The organism is Dellaglioa sp. CoH-55-MRSF-9, from assembly GCF_056782155.1.
The window spans coordinates 56,036-74,811 of sequence record NZ_JBXAYG010000003.1; the positions used below are offsets into that span (position 1 = coordinate 56,036).

Here is an 18,776-nt window from a genome sequence, read left to right on the forward strand (position 1 = left end):
TAGAGGCGTAACAGGTTAGGAGATTTTTGGCATGAAGAAAAATATGTTAATATCAATCGGTTTTTTGATGGTAGTTTTTTTAGGTATCTTAGGATTTAAAACATTAATTCAAGTTAAAGATACACAACCGGCTAGTTGGGCAGAAATCAGTCGAATTCAACCGACAGAAAATATAAAATTAACCCAAAAATACAAAATTAACGCAGGAACAAATGGCTTACCAGTCCAAGCAAAAATAGTCGTCGGTGGTGATGCTATATTACCGCATAAAAATTATGCTACACCCGCTGATTGGACCATTAAAAAAGGGTCCAAAGATGCATCAAATATGAAAGTTGTATTTAATCTTAAAAATTCGAAAGTACGTGGCACTAAGGTACAATTAAATACGTCAGATGCGTATTCTGGAGGACCAATGCCTGCCACGGTTCCAATTGAGATTGGACAAATTCAAGGCAAATTACAAGAAGAATATGGTCATTTTAAGGAAACGGCAACTATTGAAATTGGAGATAACACTTGGTATCTAAGCGTTATCCTTGAACCTAAAGTTAATTCAATTCACTATCTTTATTATCGAATTGAAGACACAAGTAGTGTTAGTGATTCGACAATTGTCGTTGATTATATGACTAAACTTAGGGCAGCTCAACAAAATCCCGCGGGACTAATGAATGATTTGGGTGATGTTGAAGCGGTCATTAAAACACTTTCTAAAACATCTGTGGCGTCTTAACCTATGCTATAATTTAAAGACATAGAATTATCTGAGAAAATGAGCAAAGAGAAAGGATTATATGAATCCACAATCAGTTTTAAAAGAAAAATTTGGGTACGACAATTTTCGCCAAGGTCAAAAAGAAGTTATTGATCGTATTCTAACGGGTGAAGATGTTTTAGCTATTATGCCTACAGGCGGCGGAAAATCGCTATGTTACCAAATTCCAGCACTTATATTAGATGGACTAACGTTAGTGATATCTCCTTTAATTTCTTTAATGAAGGATCAAGTTGATGCTTTAAATGAAAATGGCATTCCAGCAACCTTTATCAATAGTACGCTAGATTACACGGAGGTTCGTGAACGCTTTAATCAAGCTGCTCGTGGTGAAGTTAAGTTACTTTATGTGTCACCAGAACGATTAGATTCTGATGGTTTTATGGCAGATTTAGCGGAATTAAGAATTGATCTTGTCGCTATTGATGAAGCGCACTGTATCTCACAATGGGGGCACGATTTCCGTCCTAGTTATTTACGCTTAACGGAAACGATTCAACGTTTGAATTCGAATCCGACGATTATTGCATTAACAGCGACAGCGACAACTCAAGTAGCTGCGGATATTATGCAACGATTATCGATTATACATGAAGTTAAAACTGGGTTTTCACGTGAAAATTTAGCCTTCCAAGTCGTTAAAGATCAAAATAGTGATCGTTTCTTACTCGAGTATTTAAAGGGACAGAAACAACAATCTGGTATTATTTATGCAAGTACGCGTAAAGAAGTCGAACGGTTAACGAAATTAATAAAAAAAGCTAAGATTAAAGTGGCGATGTATCACGGCGGGTTGCAAGAAGATGAACGTCGTCAGAATCAGGAAGACTTCTTGTACGATCGTGTTCAGGTAATGATTGCGACGAATGCATTTGGGATGGGAATTGATAAAAGTAATGTTCGATTTGTAATCCATGATCAGATACCTGGTAGTTTAGAAGCTTATTATCAAGAAGCCGGACGTGCTGGACGAGATGGCTTGCCAAGTGAAGCAATTTTACTTTTTAATTTAAAAGATGTTCAGATTCAACATTTTTTCATTGACCAATCTGAAATGGATGATGTTAATAAAAAACATGAGTATTTAAAATTACAAGAAATGACGCAATACGCAAACACGCAACAGTGTTTACAACAGACAATTGTGAATTATTTTGGCGATGAAGCACCAGAATGTGGCCGTTGCGGCAATTGCTTGGATACACGAGATGCACAAGATATTTCGATTGATGCCCAAAAGGTTTTATCATGTGTAAAACGGATGGGTGAACATTTTGGTAAAGGGTTAGTCGCACAAGTTTTAACAGGTTCAAAAGTCCAAAAGGTGATGCAGTTTAGATTTGATGAATTACCTACGTATGGACTGATGAAAGATCAATCGCAGAAGGAAGTTTCTGGATTGATTGATTATTTAGTTGCGTCAGGTTTTTTACAGGCTTCAAGCGGCCAATATCCGGTTCTGCAACTTGCTGCAGAAGGAGTTGGCGTCTTAAAAGGTGAAACTAAAGTTACACGTAAAATGGCTGTAAAAGTTAAACAAGCATTACCTGAAGATAATGAACTATTTGAAGAATTAAGACAATTACGTCGCGAATTAGCAGAGGAACAAGGTGTACCGCCATTTGTTATCTTCTCTGATAAAACGTTATATTCAATGTGTGAGGTTATGCCGGAAACGTTAACTGATATGTTGGATGTTAAAGGTGTTGGTGAAAGTAAATTGGAAAAATATGGTGAGTTGTTCTTAGATATATTAAACGCAGAAGATTAAATTCTTGAAGGAGAGTTCATATGACAATTTATGAGTATTGGCAAGCATTTAAAAAGGCAAATAAAATTGAACATGATAATTATGATGCATGGTCATTTGGCGTCACTAAGAAAGAAACGTTAGAATTAGGTAAATTAGTTTTAGATGGTCTTAAAACAGGGACATCGTCAGCTTATAATTTATATTTTGATGAAGAACCTTTACCAAAAGTTGGCGATTACAATGTCATTGTTGATTATAAAGATAATCCAATGGCGATTACGAAAACAATAAAAGTTTATGTGACACCATTTAACGAAGTTACAGAAGAGCATGCTTTTCTTGAAGGCGAAGGCGATAGAAATTTAGCTTATTGGCGAAGTGTTCATCAATCTTTTTTTGAAGAAGAATTAGAAAGTGTTAATAAGACATTTGATGAGACAATGCCAGTGGTTTGTGAGGAATTTGAATTAGTTTTTCCGATTGAAACAACGGAGGTTTAAGCAAATGAAAATCGAACACGTTGGTTTATGGGTAGAAAATCTTGAAGCAATGCGTGATTTTTATGTGACTAATTTTAAGGCAACTTTTGGTGTGCGTTATGACAATGGGACTAAAGGATTTTCGTCATACTTTTTGAGCTTTCCAGATGGTCAAGCAAGATTAGAAATTATGACGAGAACGGATATTACAGATCGCTATCCTGATGGATTTGGTTATGCACATTTAGCCTTTTCTGTTGAGAATCATGTGACCGTTGATCAAATGGTGATTGATTTTAAAAAATCTGGAATAGAAGTTGTTAGTGGCCCTCGGACAACAGGGGATGGCTATTATGAAGCAGTCATTTTGGACCCTGAAGGAAACAAAATTGAACTTGTAGGTTAAAAAATAAGATTGAATCACGAGAAGGTCACCCCGGAAATGGGGTGACCTTTTTGAGTTTGAAATTTAATTTGGTGCATACTGTATGAGTCGGCTATAATTAATGAAAACGGTTAAATAGAAATGGAGATAAGAACAATGAATTTTGGAATTATTGGTTACGGTAATATTGCAAAGCGATTTTATGAAAGTATTCGATATACAAAAAATGGACAAGTTACAGCAATTGGATCAAAGTCATTATTTAATGACGATGTGTTTAAAGCGAATAATCCAGATATAACCATTTATGATTCATATCAAGCTCTTTTAGGCGATGATTCGATTGATGGCGTTTATATCGCATTGCCACATATGTTGCATAAAGAGTGGTCACTAAAGGCGTTGAAGCTAAATATTCCGGTATTTTGTGAAAAACCGGCTGTACTAACAACGACAGATATGAAAGAAATTGAATTAGCTTCAAGTGAAAATCAAACCTTATTTGTTGAAGCGTTTAAAACAAAATTTAACATCGGTATGGATCATTTAAAACAAGATTTAGCTTCAATCGGACCCATCCAAACCATGTCAGCTAACTTTTGTTCTAATGCCATTCCATCTCAAAAAGCAACTTCATATTTACTTCAAAAAGGACAGGGTGGTGCTTTGAACGATATCGGTACTTATCCAATTGGTTTTGTGTTAGAAATTTTAGGTTCAGATATTTCGCATATTGAATCAAAATTAGACATGCATAATGGGATTGATGAAAAATTTTCAGCAACGATACATTTTGAAAAAGGCGCTCAGGCACTCATTGAAGGCGCAATAAATGAAGCTAAACCGCGAGTTGCGATTATTGTTGGGCAACAAGGTCGTATCGTTATTCCAATGTATAATCGAATTGAAAAATATACGATTGAATTAAATGATGGACAAAAAATTAATCGGGACTATAGTATCGTTGGAGATGATATGACGCTTGAAATTCAAGCTTTTATTAATCTAGTTGAAATTGGTGCAAAGACTTGTGAGCGACATAGCCTACAGGATACGTTTAATATTATTCAGGTTATTGAAAAAATAAGGCAAGGTGAGTAAGCCTTTAAACTAACTTTGACAGCGCTTACTATATTTGATATACTTAATTTGTCAAATAAGGGCTGTAACTGATTCGATCAGGCATTACCTATTGATAACTATTTGTTTAGTTATCAATAGGTAATTTTTTTGAAAAAAACTAGTAAAACCTCTATTTGAAATAGTTCACAGATACATAAGTTAAACAAAAAACTTTGAAGGAGTGTATTAATATGTATAAAACAGATTATCCAAAAGGGTTTAAAAAAGGTTTCTTATGGGGTGGCGCAACAGCTGCAAACCAAGTTGAAGGTGGCTGGGATTTAGATGGCAAAGGGATGACTACTGCTGAAGTTATTCGTAAATCTGAAAAAAGAACAGAAATGAATCTTGGTTCTGTCACAATGAAAGTCATTGAAGAAGCGATGGACGATAAAACCACTGACCATTATCCAAAACGTCGTGGGATTGATTTCTATCATAATTATAAAGAAGATATTAAATTATTTGCAGAAATGGGTTTTAAAACATACCGGATGTCTATGGCATGGGCACGAATTTTTCCAAATGGTAATGAAACGGAACCCAATGAAGCTGGGTTAGCATTTTATGACCGCGTTTTTGATGAGTTAGCTAAGTATGATATTGAACCTGTTGTCACATTATCGCATTATGAAATGCCACTTGATTTGACAGTTAAACAAAATGGGTGGGTAAGCCGTGACACAATTGCTAGTTTTACACATTACACGGACGTTGTACTTAACCGTTTTAAAGATAAGGTTAAATATTGGTTAACGTTTAACGAAATTAATGTTAGCTCATTTGGTTTCATGGAAACGGGTGCTGTTGACAGTGAATTAACACAGAGAGAACAATTACAAATTCGGTATCAAGCTGTTCATCACCAATTTATCGCAAGTGCTTTGGTAGTTGAACAAGCACGGAAAATTAATCCTGATTTTGTGGTAGGTTGTATGCTTGCTAGAATGCAAACTTATCCATCAACGCCTAATCCAGCAGATGTTCGTGCCGCTCAAGAAAATGATAATTTAAACTTGTTCTTCACCGATGTTCAAGTCCGCGGCGAATACCCTGAATACATGAACCGCTATTTCAAAGAAAATGATGTTCATATTGTGATGGAGCCAGGGGATGAAGCTATTCTTAAAATGGGCAAAGTTGCGTTCCTTAGTTTTAGTTATTATATGTCAACGGTCACTTCAGCTGGCAAAACGGGTGATACATCGTTAGGAAATATGATTAATGGTGAAAAAAATCCTTACTTAGAAACAAGTGACTGGGGTTGGCAAATTGATCCCATTGGATTAAGAATCACATTGAATGCAATGTGGGATCGTTACCGTGTGCCACTATTTATTGTTGAAAATGGAATTGGGGCCCTAGATAAGTTAGGCGATGATGGCAAAGTTCATGATGACTATCGCATTAAGTATCTTGAAGAACATATCATTCAAATGAAAGAAGCTGTTATGGATGGTGTTGATTTAATGGGGTACACAATGTGGGGCTGCATTGATTTAATTAGCGCATCAACTTCAGAAATGAGTAAACGTTATGGGTTCATTTATGTTGATCAAGATGACGATGGAAATGGCTCATTGAAACGTTACAAGAAAGATAGTTTTGATTGGTATAAACAAGTTATTGAGACAAATGCTAGTGATATATAAAGGGAGATAATATGATGAATTTAGATGAAATAAAGAATGGGTTAGTTGTTTCTTGTCAGGCACTAGAAGGTGAACCATTATTTAGTTCATTTATCATGGGGAGAATGGCCCTTGCAGCTGAGATGGGTGGTGCTGTGGGGATACGAGCAAATTCAGTTTCTGATATTGTAGAAATTAAAAAACAAGTAAAATTACCGTTGATTGGCATAATCAAACGAGATTATGCAGATTCAGAAGTCTATATTACAGCAACGATGAAAGAAGTAGATGAATTACTGGAAACTGACGCTGAGATTATTGCATTAGATGCAACGGTTAGACAACGGCCTCATAATGAAAAGGTAACTGATTTAGTCAATAAAATTCATGAAGGAAATAGATTAGCCATGGCAGATATTTCTAATTATGAAGAAGGCGTTATGGCTGAAAAAAATGGATTTGATATGGTTTCTACAACGATGTCAGGATATACAGAATATACGGACGAAAGGGATAGCCCAGATTTTGATTTACTAGAAAAGTTAATTAAAAATCTTAAAATCCCTGTTATTATGGAGGGTCATACAACGACTCCAGAAGAAGTTAAGAGAGCATTTGATATTGGCGCATTTTCGGCAGTTGTCGGTGGCGTTATTACAAGACCTAAACAAATAACACAACTATTTGTTGATAAAATAAGTTAAATAAATCTTCTAATGATTGATGAACAGCGAATATGCTGTGAATTGTTATTAGAAGATTTTTCTGTAATAATAGGGTTAAAATTTACTCTAATTAAAATTAATCCAATTCAATTAATGTTAATAAAATAGCTTTATTTTACTGTGTTTATAGAAAATAAATTTCTATTTAACAAATCATGACATAAGTGGTATTCTTATAACATGATAAAAACTGAGAGAGAAAAGATGTCAGATGGTGAACCGTATGAGCAGTTGGATCCTGAACTAGTTGAACGACGAGAACTGATTCGGAGAAAACTGCGGACAATTAACCAGCTTGACGATAATAAGCAACAAAATACAAATATTAAAGCATTATTGGCTGATTCCGGTGAAGACTTTTGGGCCGAAACGGGAATCGAATTTGATTATGGATTTAATATTCATATCGGAAATCACTTTTATGCGAACTACCATTTAACGATGTTGGACACTTGTCCAATCACAATTGGTGATCATTGTTACATTGGACCAGACGTTGGATTTTACACGCCAGTACACCCCTTATCTGCAAAATTACGTGATGCGGATGTTGAAATGGGTAAACCAATTACGGTTGGTGATAGTGTCTGGATGGGTGGACACGTCACGATTTTACCAGGAGTTACGATTGGTAATCGAGTCGTTGTCGGCGCTGGATCTGTGGTCACAAAATCGTTTGGTGATGATCTCGTAATTGCGGGTAACCCGGCACGAATTATTCGTTATCTAGATGATAACGGTGACGTGAGTCCAGGTAAGTGATTCGATAGAATATTATAATTTACGTTATGAGTATTTGTATAAGATAGCAAAGCTAACAAGCACGCTGTGCAGATATCCCTAGTGGAGAAACTGTATCAGTGTGCTTTTTTTGTGCAATTAAAAGCAGAATTATCGGAGTGAGTACGGCGATGAATTAAAGATCGTGCTCTAAAATTTAGGAGGAAATTTTTATTTTAGAAAAACAGAATATCGACAAAAAAATGTTTTTACCGACTGTGGCATTATTTATTTTAGTATCAGTTGGATTATTACTCGGTGGGTCTGGTTTGAAGGCAGAATTAGGTTCAATAATGGATGCTATTACGGCCCACTTGAGTTGGGCTTACCTTGGTATCTATATTCTCAATTTTGTTTTCTTTTTATATATTGCATTAAGCCATTATGGCAAAATTACATTGGGTAATAAAGGCGAAAAGCCGGCATACAGTGATTTTAAATGGGGTAGTATGGTATTTGCGACGGCCATTGATGCCAGTATTTTAATGCTTAGCATGGTTGATCCACTTCGCTACGTGCAACAACCTTTGTTTGGTGCTAAAGCGATGTCTCCTGCTAATTATCAAAATGCTCACATGTTAGGTCAATTTGATTGGGGTCCAATGGCGTGGATGATGTTTGCATCTTCAGCTGTAATTATTTCATACGTTATGTACGTTAAAAAAGCGAAAGTTATGTGTGTTAGTGATGTGATTCCTATGTTAAAAGGGGATCAGCCTTATAAAAAAATCTTACGAAAAATAATTGATTTTCTTGTCGTTTTCGGTATTATGGGCGGTGTTGGTTCATCAGTTGGGATGGAAATACCTGTATTATCAAAAATTATCGCAACATTAACGGGAGTCCAAGATACAATACTTTTAAAATTAGCATTATTTGTTGTCCTGTTCAGCATTTTCACGTTAACCATGTTTAAAGGAATTAAGGGTGGGATTGATCGATTGAGTTCAGCTCATATTTGGACAGCCATTGGCTTTTTGTTAATTGTTCTGTTAGTTGGACCAACGGTTTATATTTTGAAGTCAGAAGGTAACAGTCTTGTACTGATGGTTACTCAGTTTGTAGCAATGAGTACAGGGACAGCTTCAGGATTAGGTCATGCGATTGACCCTGTTAAATCGGAAACTATTTTCTATTGGGGTTGGTGGTTAACTTTCATGCCATTCATGGGCTTATTCATTGCTAGAATTTCGCGTGGACGAACGATTCGTCAGGTGATATTAGGGATGCTTGCGTATGGTGCTTTAGGATGTATGAGTTTCTACGCAATCTTAGGTGGTTATTCACTCTATTTACAACAAAGTGGAGCTGCTGATTTAATTCATACACTGAATGTATATGGTCAAGCTGCAGCAATTGCACAAGTTATTTCAACATTGCCATTTAAATACGTAATGTTAGTTATCTATGCGATTTCATGTTTTATCTTCTTAGCAACGACGATTTCATCATCTGCATTTATCGTGTCGTCGTTTACTAGTACAAAACTCAAACCGACAGAGCAACCAAGTTTGTTTAACCGCTTGGTTTGGATGGGAATTTTCATGTTATTCTCATTTGGTATCGTCTTCGTTGGTGGTTTTAAAACAATCCAAGCTATCTGTTTATTAGCTGGGTTCCCATTAATTTTTGTGTCACTGTTATTGATTATTTCAACGTGGCAGTACTTAGCCGAAGATCGTTCAACGGAAAGTGCTCATGATTCATTGGTTAAAATTTTTGGAAAATTAAAGAAGAACTTAGTTTCTTATCAACATGTGATACATGATAGTAATAATTAAATATAAAGAGGCCACTCCGTTATTATGGAGTGGCTTTTTAGTACCCATTTTTAGTATTATGTTATAACCTACGCTGTTCCCAATTAAAAAGAGACGTAAGTCTTACCTTAGAGCCTTCTAAATCTATCAATATTAAAATCTAAATATTTGAAAAATATGAAATAAAAACATATGATAATATAGATAATAAATTGATACAGACTAATAAAAACCATAACTAAATAAAAGAGGGTAACTAAATGAACTTTGAAGATGATATTCCAACAATTACGACTACGGAACTTGACCTATTATTAGCACAAAAGCCACAGATTATTGATGTTCGAGAAGATGACGAGTTTGCTGAAGGCCATATTCCTGGGTCAATTAATATTCCGTTAGATGAAGTTGACGATTATGAATTAACAGGTAAAGCATATATTATTTGTCGATCAGGACGTCGTAGTGCACAAGCTGCAGATATCCTATTTGAAAAAGGTTATGATGTTGTTGATGTATATGGCGGAATGCTTAGCTGGCAAGGTTCAACAGTTACAGGTAGTTAAACGTTTTCAGTGATAACATATTTTTATTAAAATCGGGGACGTATTACTTGTGTATACGCCTCTTTTTACATTATAATAAGTCAAATAAACATTTATGTATTAGAAATCAATAATTTTTTGCTTTATTTTGGGTGGGAACTAAGGCGATCTATAACTAGGAGGGTCAAAATGATTGAGTTAAGTGGGACTTTCAACAAATTAAATCAGTTGTTGAGCTTGTATGGGAAACAAGATGGACTAATGAACATTAAACAATTGGGGACAATTGATACTTATTATCTAAATGCGATCGAACAGTTGAACAGTCCAACAATTGGACGCGTTTCAAAATTGTTGAATCAATCAACGCCAAATACGAATTACCATTTGAAAAAATTAATCACATTAGGATTAGTGGAAAAAAAGGCTGATATAACAGATAAACGAGTTGTTCACTTATCTGTTACGGATAAGTATAAAGGTCTAACAACTTTTAATAGTGACTTTTGGAATCAATTGGAAAGTAAATTGGAAACGCAAGTTACAGGGCAGGATCTTGCAACGTTCAGACGCGTTTTAAAAGAGACAATTAGTCAGATTGAATCGATGGAATAAGTTAAATAAATAGAAATTATTTAAGAAAATGGCGTACTTAATTAATGAGCATGCAGTATAATTGAATACATCGATACCTAGTAAGAACGATAATTGCATCGTTCTTTTTATTTTCGGTAAAGATGATTTAACGCTTGCGATATAAATTTTAATGAGGTATGATAAGTAAATGGAAACGAACAGATGTTCTACTATTGAGAGGATGGTTACTAACTATGGCTAACAGAAGTATTGCAACCGGAGACGGCAAAAGAAAAGACGGTAAAGAACGCGAAGCAGCACTAGAAAAAGCGTTATCAGCAATTACAAAAGAATTCGGACAAGGTGCCATCATGAAGATGGGGGACAAAGCTGACACGAAGATTGATGTTACTTCAACTGGGATTTTATCATTGGATTACGCATTGGGAGTTGGTGGTTTTCCTAAAGGCCGTATTGTTGAAATATACGGACCAGAAAGTTCTGGTAAAACAACAATTGCACTTCATGCAACAGCAGAAGTCCAAAAAAATGGTGGTACAGTTGCTTATATCGATGCTGAAAATGCCATGGATCCCGCATATGCAACAGCATTAGGTGTTGATATTGATGGATTACTATTATCACAGCCAGATACTGGTGAACAAGGATTAGAAATTGCAGATGCTTTGGTATCCAGTGGTGCCGTTGATCTTGTCGTTATCGATTCAGTTGCAGCTTTAGTTCCTCGTGCAGAAATTGAAGGCGAAATGGGTGACGCTCATGTTGGGTTACAAGCTCGTATGATGTCACAAGCTCTCCGTAAATTGGCTGGTTCAATCAACAAAACAAGAACAACTGTTATTTTTATTAATCAATTACGTGAAAAAGTTGGTGTCATGTTCGGTAGCCCTGAAACAACACCAGGTGGCCGTGCCTTAAAATTCTACGCAACAATTCGCTTAGATGTTCGTCGCCGTGGACAAATTAAAGATGGTACGGATGTCATTGGTAATGAAACAACTATTAAAGTTGTTAAAAACAAGGTAGCACCACCATTTAAGATTGCTGAATTAAATATGATGTACGGGTCAGGTATCTCAGCTACTGCTGATATCTTAGATCTTGCTGTTGAAAATGGTATTGCTGAAAAAGCTGGGTCATGGTTCTCATACCATGGCGAACGTTTAGGTCAAGGTAAACCAAATGTCGTTAATATTTTGGAACAAAAACCTGATATGTTACATGATATGGACCAAGAAGTTCGTGCAAAATTATTTGCACCCGATGAAGAACCTGCTAAAGAAGTTAAGGAAGAATCAGCAGCACCAAAGAAAACAACTAAAAAAGTTAAAAAAGCTGACGATGCTCCAGTGTTAGATTCAAAAATCGAAACATTAGATTTACCAGAAGCTTAATAAAAAAAATAGTAAAGTGAACCTCCAGTATTGGACCAATCCAATACTGGAGGTTTTTTTATAATTAATCAAACAAAAAAGGTAGAAGAAGTATAGTAAGTAGAAGTTATCTACTTATATACTTCTTCTACCTTCTCCATTAGTCATTTGGCTTAATGATATTGCATGAATATCATTAATTTTAACGGTGATATGATTGATAATTATATTATCTTCATACCAGCCATTAATGAGTCCCTGTATAGGTTCTAAAAGTGTATCATCCAAATTTTTATTAGTGAGATCAACAGTGACAGGGGTGGATTTAATGATTGCCAAATTGATTACTTCTGCAATTTTAGTATCATTCATCTTAATGTCATGTGTTAATTTCTGTTTTCGTGTCTCTTCGTTTAATTTTTTTGTTCGAGCCGATGTATGGTCGCTTAAATAGAATCCTTGCCATTTCATCATACCGCGATCGTGATAATCATATTTTAAAAATTGATTTATCAAATTTGCATCAACATCAGTTGTTTTACTCATAGGTATTACCCCCAGCATGGCCACCGACTAACCCAGCGCGATAAATAGCTGTTGCACCTTCAGACTTACTGGAAAGTTTTACGATCGATTTAAAACCATATTTTTTTCGTATGATGTCAATGGTATTGTCCAAGTTGTGATTCTTTTGTTCCGTATTATTAGTGTCAAACATGTCTAATTGTTGACTATTATCGTCAACTAATTTGCCACACGAAATACTAATATGTCTTAGAGCTTCATGACGCCATTTTTTTCGAAATAGGTCGATGGCATATTTTGTGATTTGGGCATTACTATTTGTTGAATCAATTTTTAATGAACTACCAAAGCCTGAATATCTTTTTCCAGAATCTGTCGTTTCGGCTAAAGAAAATCCAATGCCTAAATTAATGACAGTAGCCACTTTGTGATGAGAACGTAATCGTGCTGCTACTTGTTCTGCAATTTCACGAATAACGACTTCAATTTCAGATTGGATAACATAGTCTTTTGGTAAGACTTGGCTATTACCATAGGATTTTTCCTTGGGGGTATATTTATCATGAATGATTGAACGATCAATTCCCCAAGAAAACGCAAATAATTGGCTACCAATTACGCCAAATTTGTTTTTTAATTCATATGGGTTGAAGTGAGCTAAATCGTTCATTGAATTGATATGATTTTTTTGTAATTTTTCGGCAGTTTTAGATCCAATTGACCAGATATCGTCAAGTTGTGTTATTGGCCATAACTTATCGGGGACGTCTTCATAATGCCATTCAGCAATTAAACTATGGTTATGTTTTGCTTCAATATCCAGAGCTAATTTAGCAAGAAGTGGATTATCACCAATACCAACGGTTGTATAAATTCCTGTTTCCCCTTTGACCGCAAGTTGAATTTTACGAGCAACTTCATAGGGACTATTTCCGAAAAGTTTCCAACTAGTCGTCATATCAATAATTGACTCATCGATAGAGTATGGGTGAATATCGTCATTTGAGGCAAATTGTTGAAATAGCTTATTGATTTTTAAGTTCTCTTCTATGTAAAGATTCATTCTGGGTTGGGCAACAACTAAACGTTTATCATGAATTGGAACATCAGTAGCTCGTGATACGTTTGTGATACCAAATATTTTCTTAGCCATAGGGCTAGCAGCTAGTACTAACCCGCTACCTGTATTCTTTGCTGTAGACATAACAACGAGAATAGAGCGTAATGGATTAAGACCGCGTGCAACTGATTCGACAGAAGCATAGAAAGATTTTGAATCAATCATAAAGATGACTTTTCTAGGTTCGTTACTATAATTGTACATTCGAGGAAACCTCCTTAACATATATCCAATTATACGAACATACGTTTCTTTAGTCAATGATATTTAGTCAAGCGGTGCTATAAATAATAAAAAGAATAACTTATACCTTTATATTTAAGGTATAAGTTATTCTCTTATTAGATAGAAGGATCAATTAAAACGTCAATTAATTTTGCTTGTGTAGGCGTTAAAATATGACTTGTACGATAAACGAGTGACATTAAAAATTTAGGTTGATCTAATTCCGATAAGGGGAGTGAGACTAAATCATCTGCAGCATCCAATGCTAGTTCTGTTAAAAAACCAATACCAACATTTTCGGTAACCATTTTTTTAATAATCTGACTGTCACTTGTTGTATAGATAATCTTTGGTTTGAAATGATTTTTTGTTGTTAACTCTTTAAAAGCGATTGGATGAACAAAACCCTCATTTTGCATAATAAATTTTTCATTTCGAAGTTCAGAAAATTTAACGGATTCTCTTGAAGCAAGTGGATGATGTTTGCTAACGATAATCTTGAAGTGTTTAGATGCAAAATTTCTGGCAATTAAGCGGTCATCTTCTATTGGTTTAACGGAACCTAATAAAGCCATATCTAATGATCCGTTTATTAACTGAAGAAGTAGGGCTTGGGAACCGTTCTCAACTGTATCTAGATGATTAATCAGACCTGAATTAAATAAATTGCTGACAATTTGCGGAAAATAGTACGTTCCTATAATAGGTGGTAATCCAAATCGAACGTGCTCATTTTTAAGTTGGTTAATTTCTTGGTTAGCAATTGTTAATTCTTTGAGAATAATATTAACATGTTCAGCGAATTGTTCACCACTTGGTGTAAAAGAAACTTGATGATGTGATTGATCACGAATAATCAGATTTGTGTCTAATTCAGTTTCTAAGCGTTTCATTGCAGTTGTGATTGTTGGTTGACTAACTGAAAAAAAATGAGCAACTTTTGAAAAATTTCTCAAATTAATTATTTGTTGATAATATTCTAAATCTCGAATGTTCATTATAATCTCCTCTAAATCAACGTTTATAATCCTCATATAAATAATATTTATAGTATAACACATGTTTGACTATAATTTTTAAAGGGGTGTATTCTTGCTCTTGTAAGTTAAAGAGAAAATAAAATATAAAAAAATAATGGAGGAATTAATGATGACAAAAGCACAAGATATGTTAAATAACCCATTTGTAAATAAAGGTACAGCATTTACAATGGAAGAACGTCGTGAATTAGGACTTATTGGTATGTTACCAGCTAAAGTTCAAACAATTGAAGAACAAGCAACACAAAACTACGCACAATATTTAAGTAAAGAAACTGGTCTTGAAAAACGCCATTTCTTAATGGAATTATTCAATGAAAACCGTACACTATTTTTCTACTTAATGGGACAACATGTGGCTGAATTTATGCCAGTTGTTTATGATCCAGTTGTTGCTGATTCAATCGAAGAATACAACGAAATTTATGTAAATCCACAAAACGCTGCATTCTTATCAATTGATCATCCAGAAGATATCGAAGCAACATTAAAAAATGCTGCTGCAGGACGTGACATTCGTTTAGTCGTTGTGACAGATGCTGAAGGTATTTTAGGTATGGGCGATTGGGGTGTCAACGGTGTTGATATCGCAATTGGTAAATTAATGGTTTATACAGCTGCTGCTGGAATTGATCCTTCACAAGTTTTACCAGTTTCTATTGATGCTGGAACAAATAATGAAACATTATTGAATGATCCATTATACCTTGGTAACAAACATGAACGTGTAACTGGTGACAAATACTATGACTTCGTTGATGGCTTTGTCCAAAGTACAAAGAACTTGTTCCCAGAATTGTTATTACATTGGGAAGATTTTGGCCGTTCAAATGCTGCTAATATTCTTGAAAAATATCAAAACGAAATCACAACATTTAATGATGATATCCAAGGTACAGGGATTGTTGTTTTAGCTGGTATCTTAGGTGCTCTAAGTATCACTAAAGGTTCAATTGTTGACCAAACAGTTATTACTTATGGTGCTGGTACTGCTGGTGTCGGAATTGCTAACCAAATTATGGACGAAATGAAACGCGCTGGTGTTTCAGAAGAAGATGCTCGCAAACGTTTCTTCTTAGTTGATAAACAAGGATTGTTATTTGATGATACAGAAGACTTAACACCTGGCCAAAAAGAATTTACGCATAAACGTTCAGAATTTGCTAATGCTGATGAATTAACTTCTTTAGAAGCTGTTGTTAAAGCTGTTCAACCAACTGTTATGATTGGTACATCTACACAACCTGGTACATTTACAAAAGAAATTGTTCAAGACATGGCTTCACATGTTGAACGTCCAATCATCTTCCCATTATCAAACCCTACAAAATTAGCAGAAGCTAAGGCTGAAGATTTGATTGCATGGACTGATGGTAAAGCTTTAGTTGCTACTGGTATTCCAGCTGATAATGTTGATTACAAAGGTGTTACTTACCAAATTGGTCAAGCAAACAACGCACTTATGTACCCAGGTCTTGGATTTGGGATTATCGCTTCAACATCTTCAAGAGTTAATGGCGAAATCTTATCACAAGCTAGTCATGCTTTAGGTGGAATCGTTGATACTACAGCCGTTGGTGCTGCCGTATTACCACCAGTAACACATTTAGCAGAATTCTCACAAACAATTGCTGAAGTAGTTGCCCAAAGTGTTGTTGACCAAAAATTAAACAAAGAAGCAATTACAGATGTTAAAAAGGCTGTCTCAGATATGAAATGGACACCTAAATACTAAAAAAAGCGTAGAGAGAAGGACAATTAATTATGGTATTTTTCCAATCAATTCAAAGTGTTCTAGTTGTTGTTTTGATGATGGTACTTGGATACATTTTACAAGTTAAAGGTTGGTTCGCTGATTCATTTGGTGGCAATATCTCATCATTAATTACAAAAATTGCTTTACCAGCTTCAATTTTCGTTTCTGTTTTAAAATATTTAAAACGTGATCAATTAGCTGCATTGTCAGGTAGTTTACTCTACCCAGCAATTGCTGTTATTATCGGTTACTTAATTGCATGGGCACTTGTTCATATCTTGAACATCAAACCTGGTCGTCGTGGTATCTTCATGAATGCCGTTGTTAATGCAAATACAATTTTCATTGGTTTACCTTTAAATATTGCGTTGTTTGGCGATAAGAGTATCTCATATTTCCTTGTTTACTATATTATTAATACAGTTTCAACATGGGCATTTGGTGTTTTCTTAATTTCAAATGATGATCCAACAAAAGACAAATCAGATAAAACGAAAAAGAAAATTAACTGGGCTAAAGTAATCCCAATGCCACTTGTTGGGTTCATCGTTGCATTAATCTTCTTGGTTCTTGCAATTCCAGTTCCTGATTTTATTAGCCAAACATTAGGTTATGTTGGTGGATTAGTTACACCATTATCATTAATCTATATTGGTATTGTGTTAGCTAAAGCCGGTTTGAAGAGTATCAGATTTGATCGTGATACAGTCGTTGCATTACTTGGACGTTTTATTTTATCACCAATCATTTTAATCGCTGTTATTCTTTTAGGTACACATTTAACTGGTGCAGATTTAGCACCATTATTACAAAAAACTTTGATTGTTCAATCAGCTACACCAATGTTAGCCGTATTACCAATCTTAGCTAATGAAGCACATGGAGACGTTAAATACGCAACAAACATTGTTACAACAAGTACAATCTTGTTCATCATTGTTGTTCCTGTTTTAACGACCCTTATCTCATTCATGTAATATAAAATTTATTTAAAATAGAACGTCACTGATTACCTCTATAATTAGTGACGTTCTATTTTTTTGCATATTAAATGGTAACAATCGTTAAATCGGTTATAATAAGGGAACGGAAGTGAAATGATTAAATTTGTAGGAGTAAGTAGATGAAAACTAATAATAAAACATATCATATGAGTATTTTGGCGTTATTTATTTCAATCATTATTGTTCAAAATTTTGTGCCATTATTTGGTTACATCCCTGTTGGCCCCTTAAGCATCACAACCATTCATATCACGGTGATTGTTGCTGCTTTAGTGTTTGGCTGGAAAGATGGTGCATTTATCGGTGGTGTCTGGGGATTAATCACATTTATCAGGGCGTTTGTGTCGCCAACTAGTCCACTTGCACCCATTGTTTTTACAAATCCACTTATAGCAATTGTGCCAAGAATTTTAATTGGAATTGTGACAGCAGTCATTTTTTACTTTTTATATAAATGGTGGAAAAACAAAACGTTAGCCATGATTATTGCCTCTGTTTTTGGTTCATTGGTTAATACGGTTTTAGTTTTAGGCCTTATCTATCTTTTATATCATGGGCAAGCAGCTAATTTTTATAAAGTTGATATGGCACAATTATTACCATATATTATGGGACTAGTTGTCACAAACGGTATTCCAGAGATGATTTTAGCAGGGATTGTTGCGCCATTGATAGCAAGACCTTTACAAAAAATAGTTCGGAAAAGTTAGAGAACAAAATACACGATGCTAATAGGTAAAAATAAAAAAGTTATTAACAACGAATGATATTTCGCTGTTAATAACTTTTTTTAGTTGAATTTAGAAATAATTTTAGAATCTAATGTTCCATTTTCTAGTGCAATTAATGCGTCGATTATAGGCATATGATGAATTTCAGTATCATCTGCTAGCAGACTACTAGGAATAAAAAAGGTTGTTGAATAGTGATCACCTGCTAGATAATCACCATCAATTGTCTGACCTAAGATACAAACGTCATCCCAGTTCAAAGAGATAGTATCAGGTGTTTTCAAGAAGTTCATTGTTTCTAAAAATTGTGTTTGAAGTGAGCTGCCAGGAAATTGTAAATAGCCATCATTTGTCTGACGGATATTTGAATTAAGTAATAATTGTTGTAGCGTTTGTGGTGCTGAATCTATCAGTTGACTTTTTAATTCTGTGAACATGAATAACACA

Annotated in this window: 19 protein-coding genes; 15 read left to right on the forward strand and 4 right to left on the reverse strand. The window is 34.9% G+C overall.

Features of this window, described 5'->3' with window-relative positions:
* Positions 1-31: 31 nt before the first annotated feature.
* The 12 genes from AC1RPV_RS04045 (at position 32) to recA (ending at position 11,949) form a co-directional block, all read left to right on the forward strand.
* Positions 32-736 carry a hypothetical protein gene (locus AC1RPV_RS04045; RefSeq protein ID WP_481761593.1) on the forward strand — a complete coding sequence of 235 codons (705 nt, stop codon included), beginning with the start codon at positions 32-34 and terminating at the stop codon, positions 734-736.
* A 61-nt stretch (positions 737-797) separates the two neighbouring features.
* Positions 798-2,549 carry a DNA helicase RecQ gene (gene recQ / locus AC1RPV_RS04050; protein WP_481761592.1) on the forward strand — a complete coding sequence of 584 codons (1,752 nt, stop codon included), beginning with the start codon at positions 798-800 and terminating at the stop codon, positions 2,547-2,549.
* 20 nt (positions 2,550-2,569) lie between these two features.
* Positions 2,570-3,031 carry an ASCH domain-containing protein gene (locus AC1RPV_RS04055; protein ID WP_481761591.1) on the forward strand — a complete coding sequence of 154 codons (462 nt, stop codon included), beginning with the start codon at positions 2,570-2,572 and terminating at the stop codon, positions 3,029-3,031.
* A 4-nt stretch (positions 3,032-3,035) separates the two neighbouring features.
* Positions 3,036-3,416 (forward strand): VOC family protein, encoded by a 381-nt coding sequence (locus AC1RPV_RS04060; RefSeq protein WP_481761590.1) that lies wholly within the window; start codon positions 3,036-3,038, stop codon positions 3,414-3,416.
* 135 nt (positions 3,417-3,551) lie between these two features.
* Positions 3,552-4,496, forward strand: a complete 945-nt coding sequence (locus tag AC1RPV_RS04065) for a Gfo/Idh/MocA family protein (protein ID WP_481761589.1) — start codon at positions 3,552-3,554, stop codon at positions 4,494-4,496.
* A gap of 212 nt (positions 4,497-4,708) precedes the next feature.
* Positions 4,709-6,169 carry a glycoside hydrolase family 1 protein gene (locus tag AC1RPV_RS04070; RefSeq protein WP_481761588.1) on the forward strand — a complete coding sequence of 487 codons (1,461 nt, stop codon included), beginning with the start codon at positions 4,709-4,711 and terminating at the stop codon, positions 6,167-6,169.
* 11 nt (positions 6,170-6,180) lie between these two features.
* Positions 6,181-6,852 carry an N-acetylmannosamine-6-phosphate 2-epimerase gene (locus AC1RPV_RS04075; RefSeq protein WP_481761587.1) on the forward strand — a complete coding sequence of 224 codons (672 nt, stop codon included), beginning with the start codon at positions 6,181-6,183 and terminating at the stop codon, positions 6,850-6,852.
* A gap of 201 nt (positions 6,853-7,053) precedes the next feature.
* Positions 7,054-7,635 (forward strand): sugar O-acetyltransferase, encoded by a 582-nt coding sequence (locus tag AC1RPV_RS04080; protein ID WP_409022058.1) that lies wholly within the window; start codon positions 7,054-7,056, stop codon positions 7,633-7,635.
* A 221-nt stretch (positions 7,636-7,856) separates the two neighbouring features.
* The gene (locus tag AC1RPV_RS04085) at positions 7,857-9,434 is read left to right on the forward strand and encodes a BCCT family transporter (RefSeq protein ID WP_481761586.1); all 1,578 of its coding nucleotides are present in this window, start codon (positions 7,857-7,859) and stop codon (positions 9,432-9,434) included.
* A gap of 239 nt (positions 9,435-9,673) precedes the next feature.
* Positions 9,674-9,979 (forward strand): rhodanese-like domain-containing protein, encoded by a 306-nt coding sequence (locus AC1RPV_RS04090; RefSeq protein ID WP_481761585.1) that lies wholly within the window; start codon positions 9,674-9,676, stop codon positions 9,977-9,979.
* 168 nt (positions 9,980-10,147) lie between these two features.
* Positions 10,148-10,573 carry a MarR family winged helix-turn-helix transcriptional regulator gene (locus AC1RPV_RS04095; protein ID WP_409022061.1) on the forward strand — a complete coding sequence of 142 codons (426 nt, stop codon included), beginning with the start codon at positions 10,148-10,150 and terminating at the stop codon, positions 10,571-10,573.
* Positions 10,574-10,788: 215 nt separating this feature from the next.
* The gene (recA, locus tag AC1RPV_RS04100) at positions 10,789-11,949 is read left to right on the forward strand and encodes a recombinase RecA (protein WP_481761584.1); all 1,161 of its coding nucleotides are present in this window, start codon (positions 10,789-10,791) and stop codon (positions 11,947-11,949) included.
* Between the two features lie 114 nt (positions 11,950-12,063).
* Here recA and AC1RPV_RS04105 read toward each other — a convergent pair whose 3' ends face one another.
* The 3 genes from AC1RPV_RS04105 to AC1RPV_RS04115 all read right to left on the reverse strand — a co-directional run bounded on the left by AC1RPV_RS04105 (position 12,064) and on the right by AC1RPV_RS04115 (position 14,796).
* A complete protein-coding gene (locus AC1RPV_RS04105; RefSeq protein ID WP_481761583.1) occupies positions 12,064-12,474 on the reverse strand; it encodes a hypothetical protein in 411 nt (136 codons plus the stop codon).
* Positions 12,467-13,777, reverse strand: a complete 1,311-nt coding sequence (locus tag AC1RPV_RS04110) for a Y-family DNA polymerase (protein ID WP_481761582.1) — start codon at positions 13,775-13,777, stop codon at positions 12,467-12,469. Before AC1RPV_RS04110 ends, AC1RPV_RS04105 begins: the two co-directional genes overlap by 8 nt.
* A gap of 137 nt (positions 13,778-13,914) precedes the next feature.
* Positions 13,915-14,796, reverse strand: coding sequence for a LysR family transcriptional regulator (locus tag AC1RPV_RS04115; protein WP_481761581.1), 882 nt, complete (start codon positions 14,794-14,796; stop codon positions 13,915-13,917).
* Between the two features lie 136 nt (positions 14,797-14,932).
* On the opposite strand from AC1RPV_RS04115, the gene AC1RPV_RS04120 reads away from it, so the two are divergent.
* The 3 genes from AC1RPV_RS04120 to AC1RPV_RS04130 all read left to right on the forward strand — a co-directional run bounded on the left by AC1RPV_RS04120 (position 14,933) and on the right by AC1RPV_RS04130 (position 18,308).
* Complete coding sequence (locus AC1RPV_RS04120) at positions 14,933-16,573, forward strand: malolactic enzyme (protein ID WP_481761580.1); 1,641 nt, start codon at positions 14,933-14,935, stop codon at positions 16,571-16,573.
* 29 nt (positions 16,574-16,602) lie between these two features.
* Positions 16,603-17,571: an AEC family transporter gene (locus AC1RPV_RS04125; protein ID WP_409022066.1), complete on the forward strand. Its 969-nt coding sequence runs from the start codon at positions 16,603-16,605 to the stop codon at positions 17,569-17,571.
* 146 nt (positions 17,572-17,717) lie between these two features.
* Positions 17,718-18,308, forward strand: a complete 591-nt coding sequence (locus AC1RPV_RS04130) for an ECF transporter S component (protein WP_409022067.1) — start codon at positions 17,718-17,720, stop codon at positions 18,306-18,308.
* Positions 18,309-18,388: 80 nt separating this feature from the next.
* Here the strand turns inward: AC1RPV_RS04130 and AC1RPV_RS04135 are convergent, their stop codons facing one another.
* Positions 18,389-18,766 (reverse strand): hypothetical protein, encoded by a 378-nt coding sequence (locus tag AC1RPV_RS04135; protein WP_481761579.1) that lies wholly within the window; start codon positions 18,764-18,766, stop codon positions 18,389-18,391.
* Positions 18,767-18,776: the final 10 nt, after the last annotated feature.